Annotated in this window: 18 protein-coding genes and 1 other annotated feature; of the genes, 11 read left to right on the forward strand and 7 right to left on the reverse strand. The window is 52.4% G+C overall.

The genetic code is table 11. The annotated features are described in order from the left end of the window. Positions 1-47 precede the first annotated feature (47 nt). The 5 genes from ffh (at position 48) to rplS (ending at position 3,664) form a co-directional block, all read left to right on the forward strand. A complete protein-coding gene (gene ffh, locus F3J26_RS20535) occupies positions 48-1,409 on the forward strand; it encodes a signal recognition particle protein (RefSeq protein ID WP_166995722.1) in 1,362 nt (453 codons plus the stop codon). 113 nt (positions 1,410-1,522) lie between these two features. Next, positions 1,523-1,771, forward strand: coding sequence for a 30S ribosomal protein S16 (gene rpsP / locus F3J26_RS20540; protein WP_038479704.1), 249 nt, complete (start codon positions 1,523-1,525; stop codon positions 1,769-1,771). An 18-nt stretch (positions 1,772-1,789) separates the two neighbouring features. Then, positions 1,790-2,338, forward strand: coding sequence for a ribosome maturation factor RimM (rimM, locus tag F3J26_RS20545; RefSeq protein ID WP_008458170.1), 549 nt, complete (start codon positions 1,790-1,792; stop codon positions 2,336-2,338). Between the two features lie 46 nt (positions 2,339-2,384). Further along, positions 2,385-3,152: a tRNA (guanosine(37)-N1)-methyltransferase TrmD gene (gene trmD / locus F3J26_RS20550; protein WP_008458169.1), complete on the forward strand. Its 768-nt coding sequence runs from the start codon at positions 2,385-2,387 to the stop codon at positions 3,150-3,152. 164 nt (positions 3,153-3,316) lie between these two features. Then, entirely contained in the window at positions 3,317-3,664 is a 348-nt protein-coding gene (gene rplS / locus F3J26_RS20555) for a 50S ribosomal protein L19 (RefSeq protein ID WP_008458168.1), read from the forward strand. A gap of 230 nt (positions 3,665-3,894) precedes the next feature. Here the strand turns inward: rplS and F3J26_RS20560 are convergent, their stop codons facing one another. The 3 genes from F3J26_RS20560 to yfiR are packed head-to-tail and all read right to left on the reverse strand — an operon-like array spanning position 3,895 to position 6,084. Further along, positions 3,895-4,380, reverse strand: a complete 486-nt coding sequence (locus F3J26_RS20560) for an OmpA family protein (RefSeq protein ID WP_166995724.1) — start codon at positions 4,378-4,380, stop codon at positions 3,895-3,897. Next, the gene (dgcN, locus tag F3J26_RS20565) at positions 4,377-5,621 is read right to left on the reverse strand and encodes a diguanylate cyclase DgcN/YfiN (protein WP_008458165.1); all 1,245 of its coding nucleotides are present in this window, start codon (positions 5,619-5,621) and stop codon (positions 4,377-4,379) included. The genes F3J26_RS20560 and dgcN overlap by 4 nt, the downstream gene beginning before the upstream one ends. Continuing rightward, positions 5,614-6,084: a regulatory sequestration protein YfiR gene (gene yfiR / locus F3J26_RS20570; RefSeq protein WP_157141415.1), complete on the reverse strand. Its 471-nt coding sequence runs from the start codon at positions 6,082-6,084 to the stop codon at positions 5,614-5,616. The genes dgcN and yfiR overlap by 8 nt, the downstream gene beginning before the upstream one ends. Before the next feature lie 540 nt (positions 6,085-6,624). Between yfiR and aroF the strand changes: the two genes are divergently transcribed. From aroF to F3J26_RS20585, 3 genes are all read left to right on the forward strand, one after another. Continuing rightward, positions 6,625-7,695, forward strand: coding sequence for a 3-deoxy-7-phosphoheptulonate synthase AroF (gene aroF / locus F3J26_RS20575; RefSeq protein WP_166995726.1), 1,071 nt, complete (start codon positions 6,625-6,627; stop codon positions 7,693-7,695). 10 nt (positions 7,696-7,705) lie between these two features. After that, complete coding sequence (gene tyrA, locus F3J26_RS20580; protein WP_008458161.1) at positions 7,706-8,827, forward strand: bifunctional chorismate mutase/prephenate dehydrogenase; 1,122 nt, start codon at positions 7,706-7,708, stop codon at positions 8,825-8,827. Positions 8,828-8,904: 77 nt separating this feature from the next. Beyond that, the gene (locus tag F3J26_RS20585) at positions 8,905-9,777 is read left to right on the forward strand and encodes an SMP-30/gluconolactonase/LRE family protein (protein ID WP_166995728.1); all 873 of its coding nucleotides are present in this window, start codon (positions 8,905-8,907) and stop codon (positions 9,775-9,777) included. Positions 9,778-9,814: 37 nt separating this feature from the next. Here the strand turns inward: F3J26_RS20585 and pheA are convergent, their stop codons facing one another. The 4 genes from pheA to bamD all read right to left on the reverse strand — a co-directional run bounded on the left by pheA (position 9,815) and on the right by bamD (position 12,580). Beyond that, the gene (gene pheA, locus F3J26_RS20590; protein WP_166995730.1) at positions 9,815-10,975 is read right to left on the reverse strand and encodes a bifunctional chorismate mutase/prephenate dehydratase; all 1,161 of its coding nucleotides are present in this window, start codon (positions 10,973-10,975) and stop codon (positions 9,815-9,817) included. 21 nt (positions 10,976-10,996) lie between these two features. Continuing rightward, positions 10,997-11,121 (reverse strand) — a sequence feature (Phe leader region). Next, entirely contained in the window at positions 11,073-11,120 is a 48-nt protein-coding gene (pheL, locus tag F3J26_RS22610; protein WP_193216298.1) for a pheA operon leader peptide PheL, read from the reverse strand. (Overlaps the previous feature by 48 nt.) A 108-nt stretch (positions 11,122-11,229) precedes the next feature. Continuing rightward, a complete protein-coding gene (raiA, locus tag F3J26_RS20595; protein ID WP_008458158.1) occupies positions 11,230-11,574 on the reverse strand; it encodes a ribosome-associated translation inhibitor RaiA in 345 nt (114 codons plus the stop codon). Positions 11,575-11,842: 268 nt separating this feature from the next. Continuing rightward, positions 11,843-12,580: an outer membrane protein assembly factor BamD gene (gene bamD, locus F3J26_RS20600; protein ID WP_008458157.1), complete on the reverse strand. Its 738-nt coding sequence runs from the start codon at positions 12,578-12,580 to the stop codon at positions 11,843-11,845. 133 nt (positions 12,581-12,713) lie between these two features. Between bamD and rluD the strand changes: the two genes are divergently transcribed. From rluD to clpB, 3 genes are all read left to right on the forward strand, one after another. After that, complete coding sequence (gene rluD, locus F3J26_RS20605; RefSeq protein ID WP_008458156.1) at positions 12,714-13,694, forward strand: 23S rRNA pseudouridine(1911/1915/1917) synthase RluD; 981 nt, start codon at positions 12,714-12,716, stop codon at positions 13,692-13,694. Further along, positions 13,691-14,422 (forward strand): purine nucleoside phosphorylase YfiH, encoded by a 732-nt coding sequence (yfiH, locus tag F3J26_RS20610; protein WP_166995732.1) that lies wholly within the window; start codon positions 13,691-13,693, stop codon positions 14,420-14,422. The genes rluD and yfiH overlap by 4 nt, the downstream gene beginning before the upstream one ends. A gap of 130 nt (positions 14,423-14,552) precedes the next feature. Further along, the gene (gene clpB / locus F3J26_RS20615) at positions 14,553-17,126 is read left to right on the forward strand and encodes an ATP-dependent chaperone ClpB (protein ID WP_166995734.1); all 2,574 of its coding nucleotides are present in this window, start codon (positions 14,553-14,555) and stop codon (positions 17,124-17,126) included. The last annotated feature ends 422 nt before the right edge of the window (positions 17,127-17,548 follow it).

Raw genomic sequence — 17,548 nt, forward strand, 5'->3', positions numbered from 1 at the left:
TTTGTGTCGCGAGCAGCGGCCCCAGTTACCACGTTAGGCAAAATACCATGTTTGATAATTTAACAGACCGTCTGTCGCGTACCCTGCGCAATATTAGCGGCCGTGGGCGGCTAACCGAAGAAAACGTTAAAGAGACACTGCGCGAAGTGCGCATGGCGCTGCTGGAGGCGGACGTTGCGCTGCCGGTAGTGCGTGATTTTATCAGCCGCGTTAAAGAAAAAGCGGTGGGGCATGAAGTCAATAAAAGCCTGACCCCGGGCCAGGAGTTCGTCAAAATCGTTCGCGCTGAACTGGTTTCCGCGATGGGCGAAGAGAACAGCAGCCTGAACCTCGCGGCTCAGCCACCGGCAGTTGTGCTGATGGCTGGCCTGCAGGGCGCCGGTAAAACCACCAGCGTCGGTAAGTTAGGTAAATTCCTGCGCGAGAAGCAGAAGAAAAAAGTGTTGGTGGTTTCAGCGGACGTTTATCGCCCTGCGGCGATTAAACAGCTGGAAACTCTGGCCCAACAGGTTGAGGTGGACTTCTTCCCGTCTGATGTGCAGCAAAAGCCTGTCGATATCGTTAACGCCGCGCTGAAAGAAGCGAAGCTGAAGTTCTACGACGTGCTGCTGGTGGATACCGCCGGTCGTCTGCACGTCGACGAAGCAATGATGGACGAAATCAAACAGGTTCATGCCGCGATTAAGCCGGTAGAAACGCTGTTTGTGGTCGATGCCATGACCGGTCAGGATGCGGCGAATACCGCGAAGGCCTTCAACGAAGCGCTGCCGCTGACCGGCGTGGTGCTGACTAAAGTGGACGGTGACGCCCGCGGCGGTGCGGCACTGTCTATTCGCCATATCACCGGCAAACCAATCAAGTTCCTCGGCGTGGGGGAGAAAACCGAAGCGCTGGAGCCGTTCCACCCGGACCGTATTGCCTCCCGTATCCTCGGCATGGGCGACGTGCTGTCGCTGATTGAAGATATCGAAAGCAAGGTTGACCGCGCGCAGGCTGAGAAGCTCGCCAGCAAGCTGAAAAAAGGCGATGGCTTTGACCTGACCGACTTCCTTGAACAACTCAAGCAGATGAAGAACATGGGCGGCATGGCGAGCATGATGAGCAAGCTGCCGGGCATGGGCCAGTTGCCTGATAACGTCAAATCCCAGATGGACGACAAAGTGCTGGTGCGTATGGAGGCGATTATCAGCTCGATGACGCTGAAAGAACGCGCACAGCCGGACATCATCAAAGGCTCCCGCAAGCGCCGTATCGCGCAGGGTTCCGGCATGCAGGTGCAGGACGTTAACCGCTTACTGAAGCAGTTTGACGACATGCAGCGCATGATGAAGAAAATGAAGAAAGGCGGCATGGCCAAAATGATGCGCGGTATGAAAGGGATGATGCCACCAGGTTTCCCTGGCCGCTAAGCTCTTTTCGATTGCTTTTTACGCCGAAATGAGTAAAATTTTCGGGCTTTTAATATGACACCGGGCTCCATCCCTCGATGGGGCCCGGCGTTTTATTCACTAAAGAGGATGTTATGGTAACTATTCGTTTAGCACGTCACGGCGCTAAAAAGCGTCCGTTCTACCAGGTTGTCGTTACTGATAGCCGTAATGCACGTAACGGTCGCTTCATTGAGCGCGTTGGTTTCTTCAACCCTATCGCTAACGAGAAAGAAGAAGGCGTTCGCCTGGATCTGGATCGCGTAGCACATTGGGTTGGCCAGGGCGCAACCGTTTCTGATCGCGTTGCTGCGCTGATCAAAGAAGCTAAGAAAGCAGCTTAATCTGTCACGGTGGTCATGATGAGCAAGCAACTCGCCGCACAGGTTCCTGTTAACCCAATTGTGTTGGGCAAGATGGGCTCCTCCTACGGTATTCGTGGTTGGCTCAGAGTGTTTTCCTCCACCGAAGACGCCGAAAGCATTTTTGACTACCAGCCTTGGTTTATCCAGCGCGGCGGTCAGTGGCAGCAAGTACAGCTGGAAAGCTGGAAGCACCACAATCAGGATCTGATCATCAAGCTGCAAGGCGTTGACGATCGGGATGCCGCGAATCTTCTGACCAATTGCGAAATTGTCGTGGATTCAACACAGCTGCCGGCTCTTGAAGCGGGTGACTACTACTGGAAAGACCTTATGGGCTGCCAGGTAGTGACCACTCAGGGCTACCAGCTCGGTAAAGTCATCGACATGATGGAAACCGGCTCGAATGACGTTCTCGTCATCAAGGCAAACCTGAAGGATGCATTTGGCATCAAGGAGCGGCTGGTTCCGTTCCTCGATGGGCAGGTTATCAAGAAAGTCGATCTCGCTACTCAAACCATTGAAGTAGACTGGGATCCTGGTTTTTAAAACTCCGAAATCATACGGTAGTCGCTAGCATAGTGGGGATTGGCTTGTGTTTATTGGTGTCGTTAGCCTGTTTCCTGAGATGTTCCGCGCAATTACCGATTACGGGGTAACTGGCCGGGCAGTAAAAAATGGCCTGCTGAGCATTCAAAGCTGGAGTCCACGCGACTTCACCTATGACCGGCACCGTACCGTGGACGATCGTCCTTACGGTGGCGGACCGGGAATGTTGATGATGGTTAACCCTTTGCGGGAAGCTATCCACGCAGCGAAAGCAGCGGCAGGGGAAGGTGCTAAGGTTATCTATCTTTCACCTCAGGGGCGCAAGCTTGATCAAGCGGGCGTCAGTGAACTGGCAGCAAATGAGAAGTTAATTCTGGTTTGTGGCCGTTACGAAGGGATCGATGAGCGCGTGATCCAAACCGAAATTGACGAAGAATGGTCAATCGGCGATTACGTTCTCAGCGGCGGTGAGCTACCAGCGATGACGCTGATTGACTCAGTCTCCCGGTTTATTCCGGGCGTTCTGGGGCATGAAGCATCGGCAACCGAAGATTCGTTTGCTGAAGGGTTGCTGGATTGCCCTCACTACACCCGTCCTGAAGTGTTGGATGGCATGGAAGTACCGGCAGTGTTATTGTCGGGGAACCATGCGGAAATTCGCCGTTGGCGCCTGAAACAGTCGCTGGGCCGCACCTGGCTTAGAAGACCTGAACTTTTGGAAAACCTGGCTCTGACTGAAGAGCAAGCAAGGTTGCTGGCGGAGTTCAAAAAAGAGCATACGCAACAGCAACATAAACATGATGGGCAGGCGTAAGCCCCCTTAACCCCAAAATAGTTGGAGTTGCAGCAAGACGGCAAGCGAGTGAATCCCGATGAGCTTACTTCAGTAAGTGATTTGGGTGAAGGAGAGCAGCCAGCGCAGATGCAGCTTCAAATATGACGGGGAAATATCAGTTTACCCAGGATAAGAGATAAATTATGAGCAATATTATTAAGCAACTTGAACAAGAACAGATGAAACAGGATGTACCTTCCTTCCGTCCGGGCGACTCCGTGGAAGTGAAAGTATGGGTCGTTGAAGGTTCTAAAAAACGTCTGCAGGCATTTGAGGGCGTGGTTATCGCTATCCGTAACCGCGGTCTGCACTCTGCATTCACTGTTCGTAAAATTTCCAACGGCGAAGGTGTTGAGCGTGTATTCCAGACTCACTCCCCAGTAATCGACAGCATTACTGTTAAGCGTCGTGGTGCCGTTCGTAAAGCTAAACTGTACTACCTGCGTGAGCGTACTGGTAAGTCTGCTCGTATCAAAGAGCGTCTTAACTAAGATTCGCTTAGGCGACATCCAAATAAAAGGGCTGCCATCTGGCAGCCCTTTTTTATGGGAAAAAGAAAGCATCGTGCGCTTGTAAAGGTCATCACTCTGGCTGAAAAACATGTGAATTGTGTTTTGTTGTTTGCCCCAAACAGTCGGAAACCACGTTTTTCGGCTGTTTGTCACCGGACGGAAAGGGCTGCCATCTGGCAGCCCTTTTTTATGCTCTAAATCGGCCTTGATTATGGGGCGGTGATGACGACCGCGACGCGGCGGTTTTCCGCTCGGCCTTCGCCGGTGTTGTTGCTGGCCACCGGGTATTTCTTACCCAAACCTTGGGTTGTGAGGTTGCTGCGTGGGATGTGAGCACCTTCGGCCCAGGCATCTGCCACGATATTAGCGCGCTTGAGGGAGAGCTGTTCGTTGTAGCCGTCTTCACCGTAGTTATCCGTGTGACCATCCATGCGGGCGTGTTTCAGGCCGGTCGCAGAGAGTTTAGCGGCCATACTCTGGATGGTCTGGTAGCTTTCAGGCTGCAGCTTGTACTGGTTTTTACCAAACAGGATCTTGTCTGACAGTCCAAGTGACCAGCCGTCGTTTGACTCAGAGAATCCGTACGAGCGCATCGCGGCAACCTGTTCAGGAGAGAACGCCGATGGCGGTGCCTGACAGCCAGTTAACAGAAACGAGAAGAGGATTGCCGGTGCAAATAAGCGTGAAGCTTTCATAATGTATCCCTTTGGGGCGGTTTTATTAGCAACTCACGTTGCTTGTGTTTTTCTATGTACATATTGCGATCAGCAGTTTCCATCAGGCTTTCCGCTGAGGTGATATCTTTCGCGAGCGCAACGCCGATGCTTAGGGTCATGGTGACCCAGTGCTCGCCTGGTAAAAGGATCGGCTGCTCGACCATTTCTTTTAACTGTTCCAGCACGGAAGCGGCTTGTTCTTCGCTGTTCACAGAATGAAGCAGCATGGCAAATTCGTCCCCGCCGAGACGGAAGGCGAGGTGGCGCGTATTGGCATACACCTGTAACCGTTTTGCGACTTCAATAAGCACAGCATCCCCGGCCGCATGTCCCCAGGTATCGTTAACAAATTTGAAGTTGTCGCCGTCCATAAACAGCAAGGCGCTGTTCTGGAGTATTTCGGGATCTGCAATCAGTTTATCCAGCGCGGTTCGGAAGGCTGCTCGGTTTGCCAGGCCCGTCAATGAGTCCTGCAGGGCCGTTTTCTGCAGCGAAGCATTTTTCAGCTGAAGCTGTTTTTGCCATTCTTCCATCTCATCCAGCAGGCTGTTGAAGTCCTGGGCAAAGAGGTGAAACTCCTCAATTTTTTCCGGTGATACGCGGCGAGAAAAGTTACGGTTGCTGCGAACGTCGTGGACAACGTCAGTAATATTCTGCAGCGCGGCATCAATATCGCGATGTAAATGGCGTGAAATGCCTAAGGCGATAACTGACGCGAGTAAAATACAGGCCGTCAGCACGCCTAATGAGAGCCAGACAAACAAAGTCACGGTAGCATCCGTGCCTATCAGCCGCATTTCCCCGATGATTTTCCCGTTATGCCAGATAGGCTGCCTGATCGGATGAGGATATAGCCATCGGGTCACCAGGCCACTCACCATGTCATGCTGAGACGGCTTATCTGCCTGCCAGTGCGTGAGCTCCTGACCATTAACATCTACCACCTTTGCGGCGGTGAATTGCCCTTGCTTGCCCAGCACGGCCAGGGTTTCATTGGCCGCGGTGCCATCACGGAAAACAACGGCGGCTTCCAGGCTATGACTTACAGTCACCGCCAGCAATTCGAGGTTTTTTTGCGCATACTGTTTTAGCGTCAGCATCGAAGCGACGGAAAGCAGCAGCCAGACAGCCAGCATGGCAATAACCACGCTGATTATGCTGATTCTACGTAACGTTCCTTTAAACGTTGGACGTGACGGCGTAGTCAAATCCTTATTCATGACTATTATTCCCTGGCCGAGCCAGCAGTAATACATCCGGACTAACCCTGACGCCGCTGCGGCTGAGGGCATCAAGGTTTACCGAAAAAGAAACTGCGTCATTATGAATATTCAGGCAGAAAGCACTGCCAATTATGCATTGTGGGTTCTGCTCGGCAATTAACAATAAGGGCCGGGATTGATAACGTTCTATTAATTGCAACTGCTGTTGTGGTGACTCGTTACCAAAATATATCCCGTCGCAGTTCGCTCGCAATGCCTCGTCTGATGACTGAACGAGGAGGGGTTGATATGAAATATCGCTATTTTTTGTGCTTAGCGTCGTGGCATAGGCTGCCGTTGAAAATATGCAGAGCTTTGGAAGCCCCTGTAGCTGAGGCCAGCGGGTGTAGCTGACAATCCCGGCCACTGTAGTGCGGACTTTGTCGGGCAGCACGGGGCTTGTTGCCTGTGCAGCCTGCATCCTGAATATCGTTAGCGCGAGGACGATAAATGTTAAAAATAACGTCAGCCCGCGGAGTTGAGACGTGGTTTTCACGTGCCACCAGCCCAAAAGCATCCTGGCCGGTGAAGCCAGTCTTTATTATTTATGATGTTGCCTTTGAGCATATCACTCCCACGTATTTCCGTCATTCATTCCCAGGTGTGATGATATTCCTGATTATCCAAAATAATAACGAGAATAACCCTGGAATGATGCTGTAAATCGTTATCGGTTTCCCCACGAAAAACGCACACGTGGGGGATAATATCAGCATAGAAGGTGGAATGAATTTTTACGCGCGCTTTTGTTTAGTCATGCAGGTTTGACCGTAAAATGTGCATTTTTATGTTTTGTGTAATCTTTTATTTACGAACTTGGCGATTTAATGCGGCGTTTAATTGGTTGTGTAACGATTAATTTACGTATAATGGATTGCAATCTTTACTGTCGGCGGTTACAGTAAGGCCTCCTCTACGAGGAAACGACTATCGCAAACGAGCTAAATACAGGGCAGACATCATGCAAAAAGACGCGCTTAACAACGTTCATATCTCTGACGAACAGATACTCATCACGCCGGATCAGCTTAAAGCGGAATTTCCACTCACTGCGGCTCAGGAAGCGCAAATTGAGCAGTCCCGCCAGACGATCTCCAATATTATTGCTGGCCGCGATCCGCGCCTGCTGGTTGTTTGTGGACCTTGCTCGATCCACGATCCGAAAGCTGCGATTGAATACGCTCGTCGTTTTAAAGCTCTGTCTGAACAAGTTAGCGATAGTCTGTACCTCGTGATGCGCGTCTATTTTGAAAAGCCTCGTACGACCGTGGGTTGGAAAGGGCTTATCAACGACCCGCACATGGATGGCTCGTTTGATGTGGAAGCAGGGCTGAAAATTGCGCGTCGCCTGCTGGTTGAGTTGGTAAGCCTGGGGCTGCCGCTGGCAACCGAGGCGCTGGATCCCAATAGCCCGCAATACCTGGGTGACCTGTTTAGCTGGTCTGCAATTGGTGCCCGTACCACTGAATCCCAGACTCACCGCGAAATGGCTTCCGGTCTTTCTATGCCGGTTGGTTTTAAAAATGGGACTGATGGCAGTCTGGGCACGGCGATTAACGCGATGCGCGCCGCGGCAATGCCGCACCGCTTCGTGGGCATTAACCAGGCAGGGCAGGTTTGCCTGCTGCAGACTCAGGGTAACCCGGATGGGCACGTGATTCTGCGCGGCGGTAAAGCACCTAACTACAGCCCGGCGGATGTTGCCCAGTGTGAAGTCGAAATGCAGATAGCAGGCCTGCGTCCGTCCTTGATGATCGATTGCAGCCACGGCAACTCAAATAAAGACTTCCGTCGCCAGCCGGGCGTGGCCGAATCCGCCATTGCCCAGATTAAAGATGGTAACCGCTCTATTATTGGCCTGATGATTGAAAGTAATATCCATGAAGGGAATCAATCATCAGAGCAGCCGCGTAGCGAAATGAAATACGGCGTGTCCGTTACCGATGCATGCATCGACTGGGAAACTACGGACAGCCTGCTGCGTGAGATCCACAAAGATCTGAGCGGCGTGCTGGCGGCTCGTCAGGCATAAGAGGTTTACTATGGTGGCTGAATTGACCGCACTGCGCGATCAAATCGACGAAGTAGATAAAGCACTACTGGATTTGCTGGCTAAGCGGCTGGAACTGGTAGCGGAAGTGGGGGAAGTAAAAAGCCGCTTCGGCTTGCCGATTTATGTGCCGGAGCGAGAAACCTCCATGCTGGCGTCTCGCCGCAAAGAGGCTGAAGCTCTGGGCGTTCCGCCGGATTTAATTGAGGACGTGCTGCGCCGCGTGATGCGCGAGTCGTACTCCAGCGAGAACGACAAGGGCTTTAAAACCCTGCATCCTGCTTTGCGTCCGGTGGTGATTGTTGGCGGCGGTGGCCAGATGGGCCGTCTGTTTGAAAAAATGCTGACGCTTTCCGGCTACCAGGTTCGTATTCTTGAAAAAGAAGACTGGGACAAAGCACCGGCGCTGCTGGCCGATGCGGGCATGGTGATTGTCAGCGTACCGATTCATATCACCGAGCAGGTTATCGCTAAGCTGCCTCCGCTGCCGGCGGACTGCATCCTGGTGGATTTAGCGTCGGTGAAGAATGGCCCGCTGCAGGCGATGCTTGCCGTACATTCGGGCCCGGTTCTTGGCCTGCACCCGATGTTTGGCCCGGATAGCGGCAGTCTGGCAAAACAGGTTGTGGTCTACTGTGATGGTCGTCAGCCTGAAGCCTATCAGTGGCTGTTGGAACAGATTCAGGTCTGGGGTGCGCGCTTGCACCGCTCCAGCGCGGTTGAGCATGACCAGAACATGGCGTTTATTCAGGCGTTGCGCCACTTCGCGACCTTCGCCTATGGCCTGCATCTGGCGGAAGAAAATGTGCAGCTTGAACAGCTGCTGGCGCTGTCTTCGCCGATTTACCGCCTGGAGCTGGCGATGGTGGGCCGACTGTTTGCCCAGGATCCACAGCTTTATGCCGACATCATCATGTCGTCGGAAAGTAACCTGGCGCTGATCAAACGTTATTATAAACGGTTCGGCGAGGCGATCGGCCTGCTGGAACATGGCGACAAGCAGGCGTTTATCGACAGCTTCCGGAAAGTGGAGCACTGGTTCGGGGATTACGCGCAGCGTTTCCAGAATGAGAGCCGCGTTCTGTTACGGCAGGCAAATGATAACCGTCAGTAAGTGCCAAAAGGTCTTATAATCAAAAGCCAGTGGGAGTTTGCCCGCTGGCTTTTTTGTTTGTCAAAAGGATCCCTGAAATGGCTGAGCCGCAGTTGCTGTTCGACTATACCGGTCACTTACCCGAATGCCCTACGTGGAGTGCAGAAGAAGGCAGCCTCTACTGGACGGATATTCTGGAGAATGAAATCCACCGCTACCATCTGGCCAGCGGCAAACATGACGTTATTCAGTTTTCTGAAGAAGTAGGCTGTTTTGCCTTGCGTGAGTCCGGCGGATTTATCGTGGCGATGAGAAGCGGTATCTGGCTAACCAATAATACTGGGCTGATCGTGGGCAAAGTCTGTGATAACCCGAGCAACCCGGATTTGGCGCGTTTCAACGATGGCGGCACCGACAGGCAGGGGCGTTTTTATGCCGGCACGTTCTGGGGGCCAGGGGATTACAACGGCGCGCTACTTTGCCGGGTGGATAACGATCTGACGCCGCATGTAGTTCAGCATGATATTCATGGCGCAAACGGGCTTGCATTTAGCCCGGACGGCAAATGGATGTATACCTCTGACACGCCCAATGCCGTGATTTACCGCACGCCGCTGGATGAGCAAGGCGAGCCAGGCCGACGTGAAGCCTTCAGGCGGTTTGCCGAAGGTGAGGGCATTCCTGATGGCGCGGCGATGGATTGCGAAGGCTATTACTGGACGGCGTTGTTTGATGGCTACCGCATTGTGCGCATTTCTCCTCAGGGTGAGATTGTGGAAGAGCATCGCTTGCCCGTGCGTTGCCCGACAATGGTCTGTTTTGGCGGCGAGGATATGAAAACGCTGTTTATTACCACCACCAGAGAAAACATGGATGAAGATGAAGTGGCCCGATTACCGCTTTCCGGGGCGCTTTTCACCCTCCGCGTTGCGGTGGCCGGAATGGAAAAACTGAAGTTTCGGGAAGTGTGATTTGTGCAGCCCGGTTTTAGCCGGGCTGGCATTGTGATCAGGCCGGGTCGACCGGTACCACGTTTTCGCTTGGGTAGCTGCCGAGCACTTTCAGAGAGCGAGTAATTTCCCCCAACTCGCGCAGCGCCTTACGCATACTCTCATCTTTCAGGTTTGCCTGAATATCCAGATAGAACATCTCTTCCCACGGGTTGCCGTTGATTGGGCGCGATTCCAGCTTAGTCATGATCAGACTGTGGTTGCGTAATACCAGAAGTGCTTCTACAAGGGCACCGGCCTGCTGGCCAGTCGCCATAAGCAATGTAGTTTTCGCTGGTACCTGATCGGACACTTCGACGGCCTTACGGGCCAGAACGATGAAGCGAGTGATGTTCTGGGTCTGGTTCGCGAGGTTACGCTCCAGCACCTGCAGGCCATAAAGTGCGCCGCCGGCTTCGCTGCCCAAAGCGGCAACGCGAGGAGAGTTGGCCTGAGCGACTTTTTCCATCGCGGCAGAGGTACTTTCGGTGTATTCAATTTTCCAGTGTGGATAACGATTAATGAACTGGCTGCACTGCTGGAAAGGTTGAGGATGACTATAAACCGTTTGGATTTCCTCGAGATCGGTGGAACCGGAAACCAGTACGCAGTGGTCAATCGGCACGGTCATTTCGGCAACAATCGACAGGCTGGTGTGCTGCAGTAGATCGTAGACGTCATTAATGGCCCCCGAACTTGTGTTCTCGATTGGCACGACAGCGTAATCGGCCTGGCCGGTTTCCACCTGATTGAAGATGTCGTGGAATTTGGCACAGCCGCTTTCGATGAACTGCTCAAAGTGGCGCGCGGCATACTGGCGCGCAGCAAGATGAGAATAAGAACCTTTGGGGCCGAGGAAAGCGACGCGGGCAGAGTGAGGGTTCGTTTTGTTCAGGTGCTGCTGCAGCAGAGTTTGCTGGGTCAGAACAGAATCTTCAATAATGAGCTGGAACAGGCGCGTGATGTAGTGGGCATCGAGATGGTGATCTTTACCGAGAGTAATCAGGCGTTCCAGTAAATCTCTTTCACGATCGATATCGCGTACCGGGCGGTGAGAAGCGAGTTTGGCTTTGCCAACTTCAACCGCTAGCAGGCGGCGCTCTGCCAGCAGGGCTAACAGCTTTTCATCCAGCGCGCTGATTTTATCGCGCAGGGCCAGCAACGGATTAATTTCGGTCATAACGCTACCTTTTCGGTGTCCATAAAAAAAGCCTCCCGGTTGGGAGGCTTGTTTGTTCGTCTTCGCATTCTTTATCACACGACGAATTGCCTCCCAGTCAGGGGAAGGTAAAAAAGAATGCGAAGAAGAACGGGAAAAGTTTCATGTCAGGTTTCCTGAGGAATCTGAGAGGTAAAGTACCTGCTCTGTTTTCGTTCTGTCAATAAAAAACGCGCCCGGAGGCGCGTTGCGGTGAGTGGAAGGAGAGTGATGTATTACTCTTCGTCAGCTTCTGCTTCTGCGAAGGACACGTCTTTCACTGAACCTGCTGCGCGACGTGCTTCACCTTTGTGTTGCACTTTATTTAACTGCCGCTCCAGTTTGTTGATCAAATCGTTGATAGCCGTATACATATCTTCATGTCTGGCACTGGCTACGAGGTGCCCATTCGGTGTGTTAATCGTGGCATCAGCCACAAAACCTTGAGGCTCTTTGGACAAGATAATATGTGGATTAATGAGATGAGTTTGCCACTTGTCCAGTTTGCTGAGACGGTCGGCGACATGCTGGCGAATAGCTGGGGTGATTTCCATTTGCTTGCTGGTAATGTTCATTGTCATAAATTTACCTCTTGTCTTTGCCGTCTTGGTAACTCCAGCATACCGTTCTTAATGTCAAAATGTGTGATGTAAATCACGTTATTTTGTCACTTTTTGTCAAGGAGACCTTTTTGTGAGGCAGGACAGGATATGTGCTTTTAAGGCTTGTGGTTATCAGAAATCACGTCCATATTGGATGGGATGACCTGACGCTAAACCGTTTCAGTTTTCGCGTCGGCAGATAAAAAAACGGCAGCCGAGGCTGCCGTTTTTCTTGTTATATTGTCGATCAGGTGTTGCTGCTGTTGGCGGCAATGATCTTCGCGACTTTCTCTGCCTGACCCGGCATCTGCAGCTCGCGGTAGGCATTTTCCATCAGCTTCAGGCCATCGCGGGTGGCCTGAGTGTCAGGATAATCACGCAGCATACCTTCTACGCGATTAACTACTGCCACCCACGCGCCGCGTTTCGTGTAATATTGCGCCACGGAAAGCTCATACTTCGCCAGGCGATCTTTCAGGAACACGAGACGTTTAGTCGCATCGGTAACGTACTGGCTGTTCGGGTAGCCGCGCACCAGCTTCGAGAAGTCGTTAAAGGCATCGCGTGCGTGCTGTGGATCCCGGTCGGAACGGTCAACGCCGAAGAAACCCTGCAGCGCACTGTCATCCAACGCCATGTCCGTCAGGCCACGCATGTAAAGTACGTAGTCGATGTTTGGATGCGTAGGATTGAGGCGCATAAAGCGATCGATCGCCGCCTGAGCCAGCGGTAAGTCCGCATTTTTGTAGTAGGCGTAGATCAGGTCGAGCTGCACTTGCTGAGAGTACGGGCCGAATGGATAGCGGTTATCCAGCGCTTCCAGTTGCGTTATCGCCGCTTTAAAGTTACCGTCCTGCAGCTTTTGCTGGGCAGTCGCGTAGATCTCAGAAGGCGGATTATCAGGAACCTCATCCTTGGAACTGGAGCAACCAGCCAAAGCCAGGCTCAACGTGGCCGCTGCCACCAGATATTTCATGCGCGTCATGACGTTTGACTTTCCTAAGTAATGTTATTTCCGGGAGAGTTCGTGTTCCGGCTCCCGATAAAGACCAGCTACAATAGCACATTATATTAAACGGCATTGCCGTAAAACCCAACGTTAACGAAAGAAGCTGTCTATGGCACAACTAGTACAACTCACCGAAACGGTGTCCGATTCACAACTGGGTCAACGCTTAGATCAGGCATTGGCCGAATTGTTCCCGGATTATTCGCGTTCGCGCATAAAAGAATGGATTCTTGACCAGCGAGTTACGGTCAACGGCGTTGTCTGGGACAAGCCGAAAGAGAAAGTGTTGGGTGGCGAAAGCGTAACCATCAATGCTGAAATTGAAGAAGAGGTCCGCTGGGAGGCTCAGGATATCCCGCTGAATATCGTCTACGAAGATGAAGATATTCTGGTGATCAACAAGCCACGCGACCTCGTTGTGCACCCCGGTGCAGGCAATCCGGACGGTACTGTGCTCAATGCGTTGCTGCACTATTACCCGCCAATTGCGGATGTGCCTCGCGCGGGCATTGTTCATCGTCTGGATAAAGACACCACCGGCCTGATGGTTGTGGCAAAAACTGTCCCGGCGCAAACTCGTCTGGTTGAAGCCCTTCAACTGCGAGAAATTACCCGTGAGTACGAAGCCGTTGCAATTGGTCATATGACAGGCGGTGGTACGGTTGAAGAACCAATCAGCCGCCATCCAACTAAACGTACCCACATGTCAGTGCATCCAATGGGCAAACCGGCGGTCACTCACTATCGCATTATGGAGCACTTCCGCGTGCATACGCGCCTGCGTTTGCGTCTGGAAACCGGCCGTACTCACCAGATCCGCGTGCACATGGCGCATATCAGCCATCCGCTGGTGGGCGATCAGCTTTACGGTGGGCGTCCTCGTCCGCCGAAAGGCGCATCGGAAGAGTTCGTCAGCGTACTGCGCAAGTTTGATCGCCAGGCCTTACACGCAACCATGCTGCGCCTGTACCATCCTATCAGTGGTATTCTGATGGAGTGGAGCGCGCCAATCCCACAGGATATGGTTGAACTGATCGAAGCTTTACGCGCTGATACCGAAACCCATAAAGACCAACTGGACTGGCTATGACCAAAACGATCGTCCCGCACTGGCCTCTTCCTGAAGGCGTTGCTGCCTGTAGCTCAACCCGCGTGGGTGGCGTTAGCGTCGCACCGTATGACTCGATGAATCTGGGTGCCCATTGCGGCGACGATCTGGCTGATGTTGAAGAGAATCGTCGGCTATTTTATGCAGCCGCAGGCTTGCCTTCGAAGCCGGTCTGGCTTGAGCAGGTTCACGGGAAAACTGTGTTGAAGCTAACGGGCGAGCCATATGCCTCAAAGCGAGCGGATGCTTCTTATAGCAATACGCCGGGGACGGTTTGCGCGGTGATGACGGCGGATTGTCTGCCGGTGCTGTTTTGTAATGAGGCCGGAACTGAAGTTGCGGCAGCGCATGCTGGCTGGCGCGGTTTATGTGAAGGCGTGCTCGAAGAGACGGTAGCCTGTTTCCAGGATCGCCCACAGAATATTCGCGCCTGGCTAGGGCCGGCTATTGGTCCGCAGGCGTTCGAAGTGGGGCCGGAAGTTCGCGAAGCCTTTATGGCGAAGGACGAAAAAGCGGCAAACGCTTTTAGCGCAGCGGGCGAAAAGTACTATGCTGATATCTACCAGCTTGCAAGGCAGCGGCTGGCGAACGTGGGTGTTACGCAGGTGTACGGCGGTGACCGCTGTACCTGGACCGAAAGTGGCGATTTCTTCTCATACCGTCGCGACAGAACAACGGGTCGTATGGCAAGTTTCATCTGGCTGATATAACCTATCGAATCAAGACGATCCAGTGCGTGTCGCTCGCGCTTCATATATTTCAGGTCATTAACCTTGAATAATTGAGGGATGACCTCATTTAATCTCCAGTAGCAAATTTGACCTGTTTATGGGAGGAGTTATGCGTCTGGATCGTCTTACCAATAAATTCCAGCTTGCTCTCGCCGATGCCCAATCTCTTGCTCTTGGGCACGACAATCAATTCATCGAACCTCTGCATCTGATGAGCGCTCTGCTCAATCAGGAAGGGGGCTCTGTGCGTCCGTTACTGACCTCTGCGGGAGTCAACGCGGGCAAATTACGTACCGACATCGAGCAGGCATTAAGCCGCCTGCCACAGGTAGAAGGCACCGGCGGCGACGTTCAGCCTTCTCAGGATTTGGTGCGTGTACTGAACCTGTGCGACAAACTTGCACAAAAAAGAAACGACAACTTTATTTCGTCAGAACTGTTTGTTCTGGCGGTACTTGACTCACGCGGCACTCTGACCGACCTGCTGAAAGCGGCAGGCGCAACGCCAGCCAACGTAACCGCCGCGATTGAGCAAATGCGTGGAGGGGAGAACGTGAACGATCAAGGTGCCGAGGATCAACGTCAGGCATTGAAGAAATACACCGTTGATTTAACTGAGCGAGCTGAACAAGGCAAGCTGGACCCGGTAATCGGCCGTGATGAAGAAATTCGGCGTACTATCCAGGTATTGCAGCGCCGTACCAAAAATAACCCGGTACTGATTGGTGAGCCGGGCGTGGGTAAAACAGCCATCGTCGAAGGGCTTGCACAACGGATCATTAATGGCGAAGTACCTGAAGGTTTGAAAGGCCGACGCGTGCTTGCGCTGGATATGGGCGCGCTGGTGGCCGGTGCCAAATACAGGGGTGAGTTTGAAGAGCGTCTCAAAGGTGTGCTGAACGATCTTGCTAAGCAGGAAGGCAACGTCATTCTGTTTATTGATGAGCTACATACCATGGTTGGCGCAGGTAAAGCCGACGGCGCAATGGATGCCGGGAACATGCTTAAGCCAGCCCTGGCTCGAGGTGAATTGCACTGCGTTGGCGCAACCACGCTCGACGAATACCGTCAATATATAGAGAAAGATGCCGCGCTTGAGCGTCGTTTCCAAAAAGTGTTTGTAGCAGAGCCTTCTGTAGAAGACACCATTGCGATTCTGCGTGGGCTGAAAGAACGCTATGAGCTGCATCACCATGTACAAATTACCGACCCGGCGATTGTCGCGGCAGCTACGCTGTCCCACCGCTATATTGCCGATCGTCAGCTGCCGGATAAAGCCATCGACCTCATCGACGAGGCCGCATCCAGCATTCGTATGCAGATAGACTCCAAGCCGGAAGAGCTTGATCGTCTTGACCGCCGTATTATTCAGCTCAAGCTGGAACAACAGGCGTTGAAGAAAGAATCTGATGAAGCCAGTCAGAAACGCCTCAGCATGTTGAATGAAGAGCTGGAAGATAAAGAGCGTCAGTATTCGGAGCTCGAAGAAGAGTGGAAGGCGGAGAAAGCCTCGCTGTCAGGTACGCAGACCATTAAGGCTGAGCTTGAACAGGCGAAAATAGCAATCGAGCAGGCTCGCCGCGTGGGTGACCTTGGGCGGATGTCTGAATTGCAGTACGGCAAAATTCCAGAGCTGGAAAAACAGCTGGCCGCGGCAACCCAAAGCGAAGGGAAAACCATGCGTCTGCTGCGTAATAAAGTGACGGATGCAGAAATCGCCGAAGTCCTGGCTCGCTGGACCGGGATCCCGGTAGCCAGAATGCTGGAAGGTGAGCGCGACAAGCTATTACGTATGGAAAAAGAGCTTCATCAGCGTGTGATTGGCCAGGATGAAGCCGTCGAAGCTGTCTCTAACGCGATTCGTCGTAGCCGTGCTGGATTGTCCGATCCTAATCGCCCAATAGGTTCGTTCCTGTTCCTAGGGCCAACCGGGGTAGGTAAGACTGAGTTGTGCAAAGCGTTAGCGAACTTTATGTTCGACAGTGACGATGCGATGGTGCGTATCGACATGTCCGAGTTTATGGAGAAACACTCCGTATCGCGGCTAGTGGGGGCGCCTCCGGGTTATGTCGGTTATGAAGAAGGTGGCTATTTGACGGAAGCCGTTCGTCGCCGTCCTTATTCCGTTATTCTGCTGGATGAGGTAGAGAAAGCGCATCCGGATGTGTTTAACATTCTGTTGCAGGTTCTGGACGACGGCCGTCTTACCGATGGGCAGGGCCGTACTGTTGATTTCCGTAATACGGTTGTCATTATGACCTCTAACCTTGGTTCAGACTTAATTCAGGAGCGTTTCGGTGAACTGGATTACGGCCATATGAAGGATCTGGTGCTGGGCGTTGTTAGTCAAAGCTTCCGTCCGGAGTTCATTAACCGTATTGATGAGGTTGTTGTCTTCCATCCTCTTGGGGAGCGCCACATTGCTTCTATTGCTCAGATTCAGCTGCAGCGTCTGTACAACCGGCTGGAAGAGCGTGGCTATGGCGTAAGTATCTCTGACGACGCATTGAAGCTCATCAGCGAGAACGGTTACGACCCGGTCTACGGTGCTCGTCCGTTGAAACGGGCTATTCAGCAGCAAATTGAAAACCCATTGGCTCAGCAAATCCTTTCCGGTGAGCTGATTCCTGGAAAAACAATCAAGCTGGAAGTCAAAGACGACCGCATTGTGGCTGTGCAGTAAGTCACTCAACGTAAAAAACGAGCCCATTTGGGCTCGTTTTTGTTTGTAAAACAGCCATTGCTGGCTGGGTTTTATCCTTTTTGCCTGGAAAGTGAGCGGTCAGAAAGTTTTTTCAAATTAGGGGTTGTCAGGCTCTGAGAACTCCCTATAATGCGCCTCCACTGACACGGCGAAGCGGCTTCGAAAGCGGCTTCACAACCCGGTAGTCAGTCAGACGAAAGCAAAAATAAACGCTTGACTCTGAAAGAGGAAAGCGTAATATACGCCACCTCGAGTTAGCAAGCGAAAGCGCCTAACTCACTGCTCTTTAACAATTTATCAGACAATCTGTGTGGGCACTCGCAGGATTGATATCTCAGCATCTTCGGATGCAAACAAATATCAAGTCTTGAAGAGTGACTACTGATTTTATAAACAGTTTT

The organism is Enterobacter sp. Ap-867 (assembly GCF_011752855.1).
Lineage (GTDB): Bacteria > Pseudomonadota > Gammaproteobacteria > Enterobacterales > Enterobacteriaceae > Cedecea.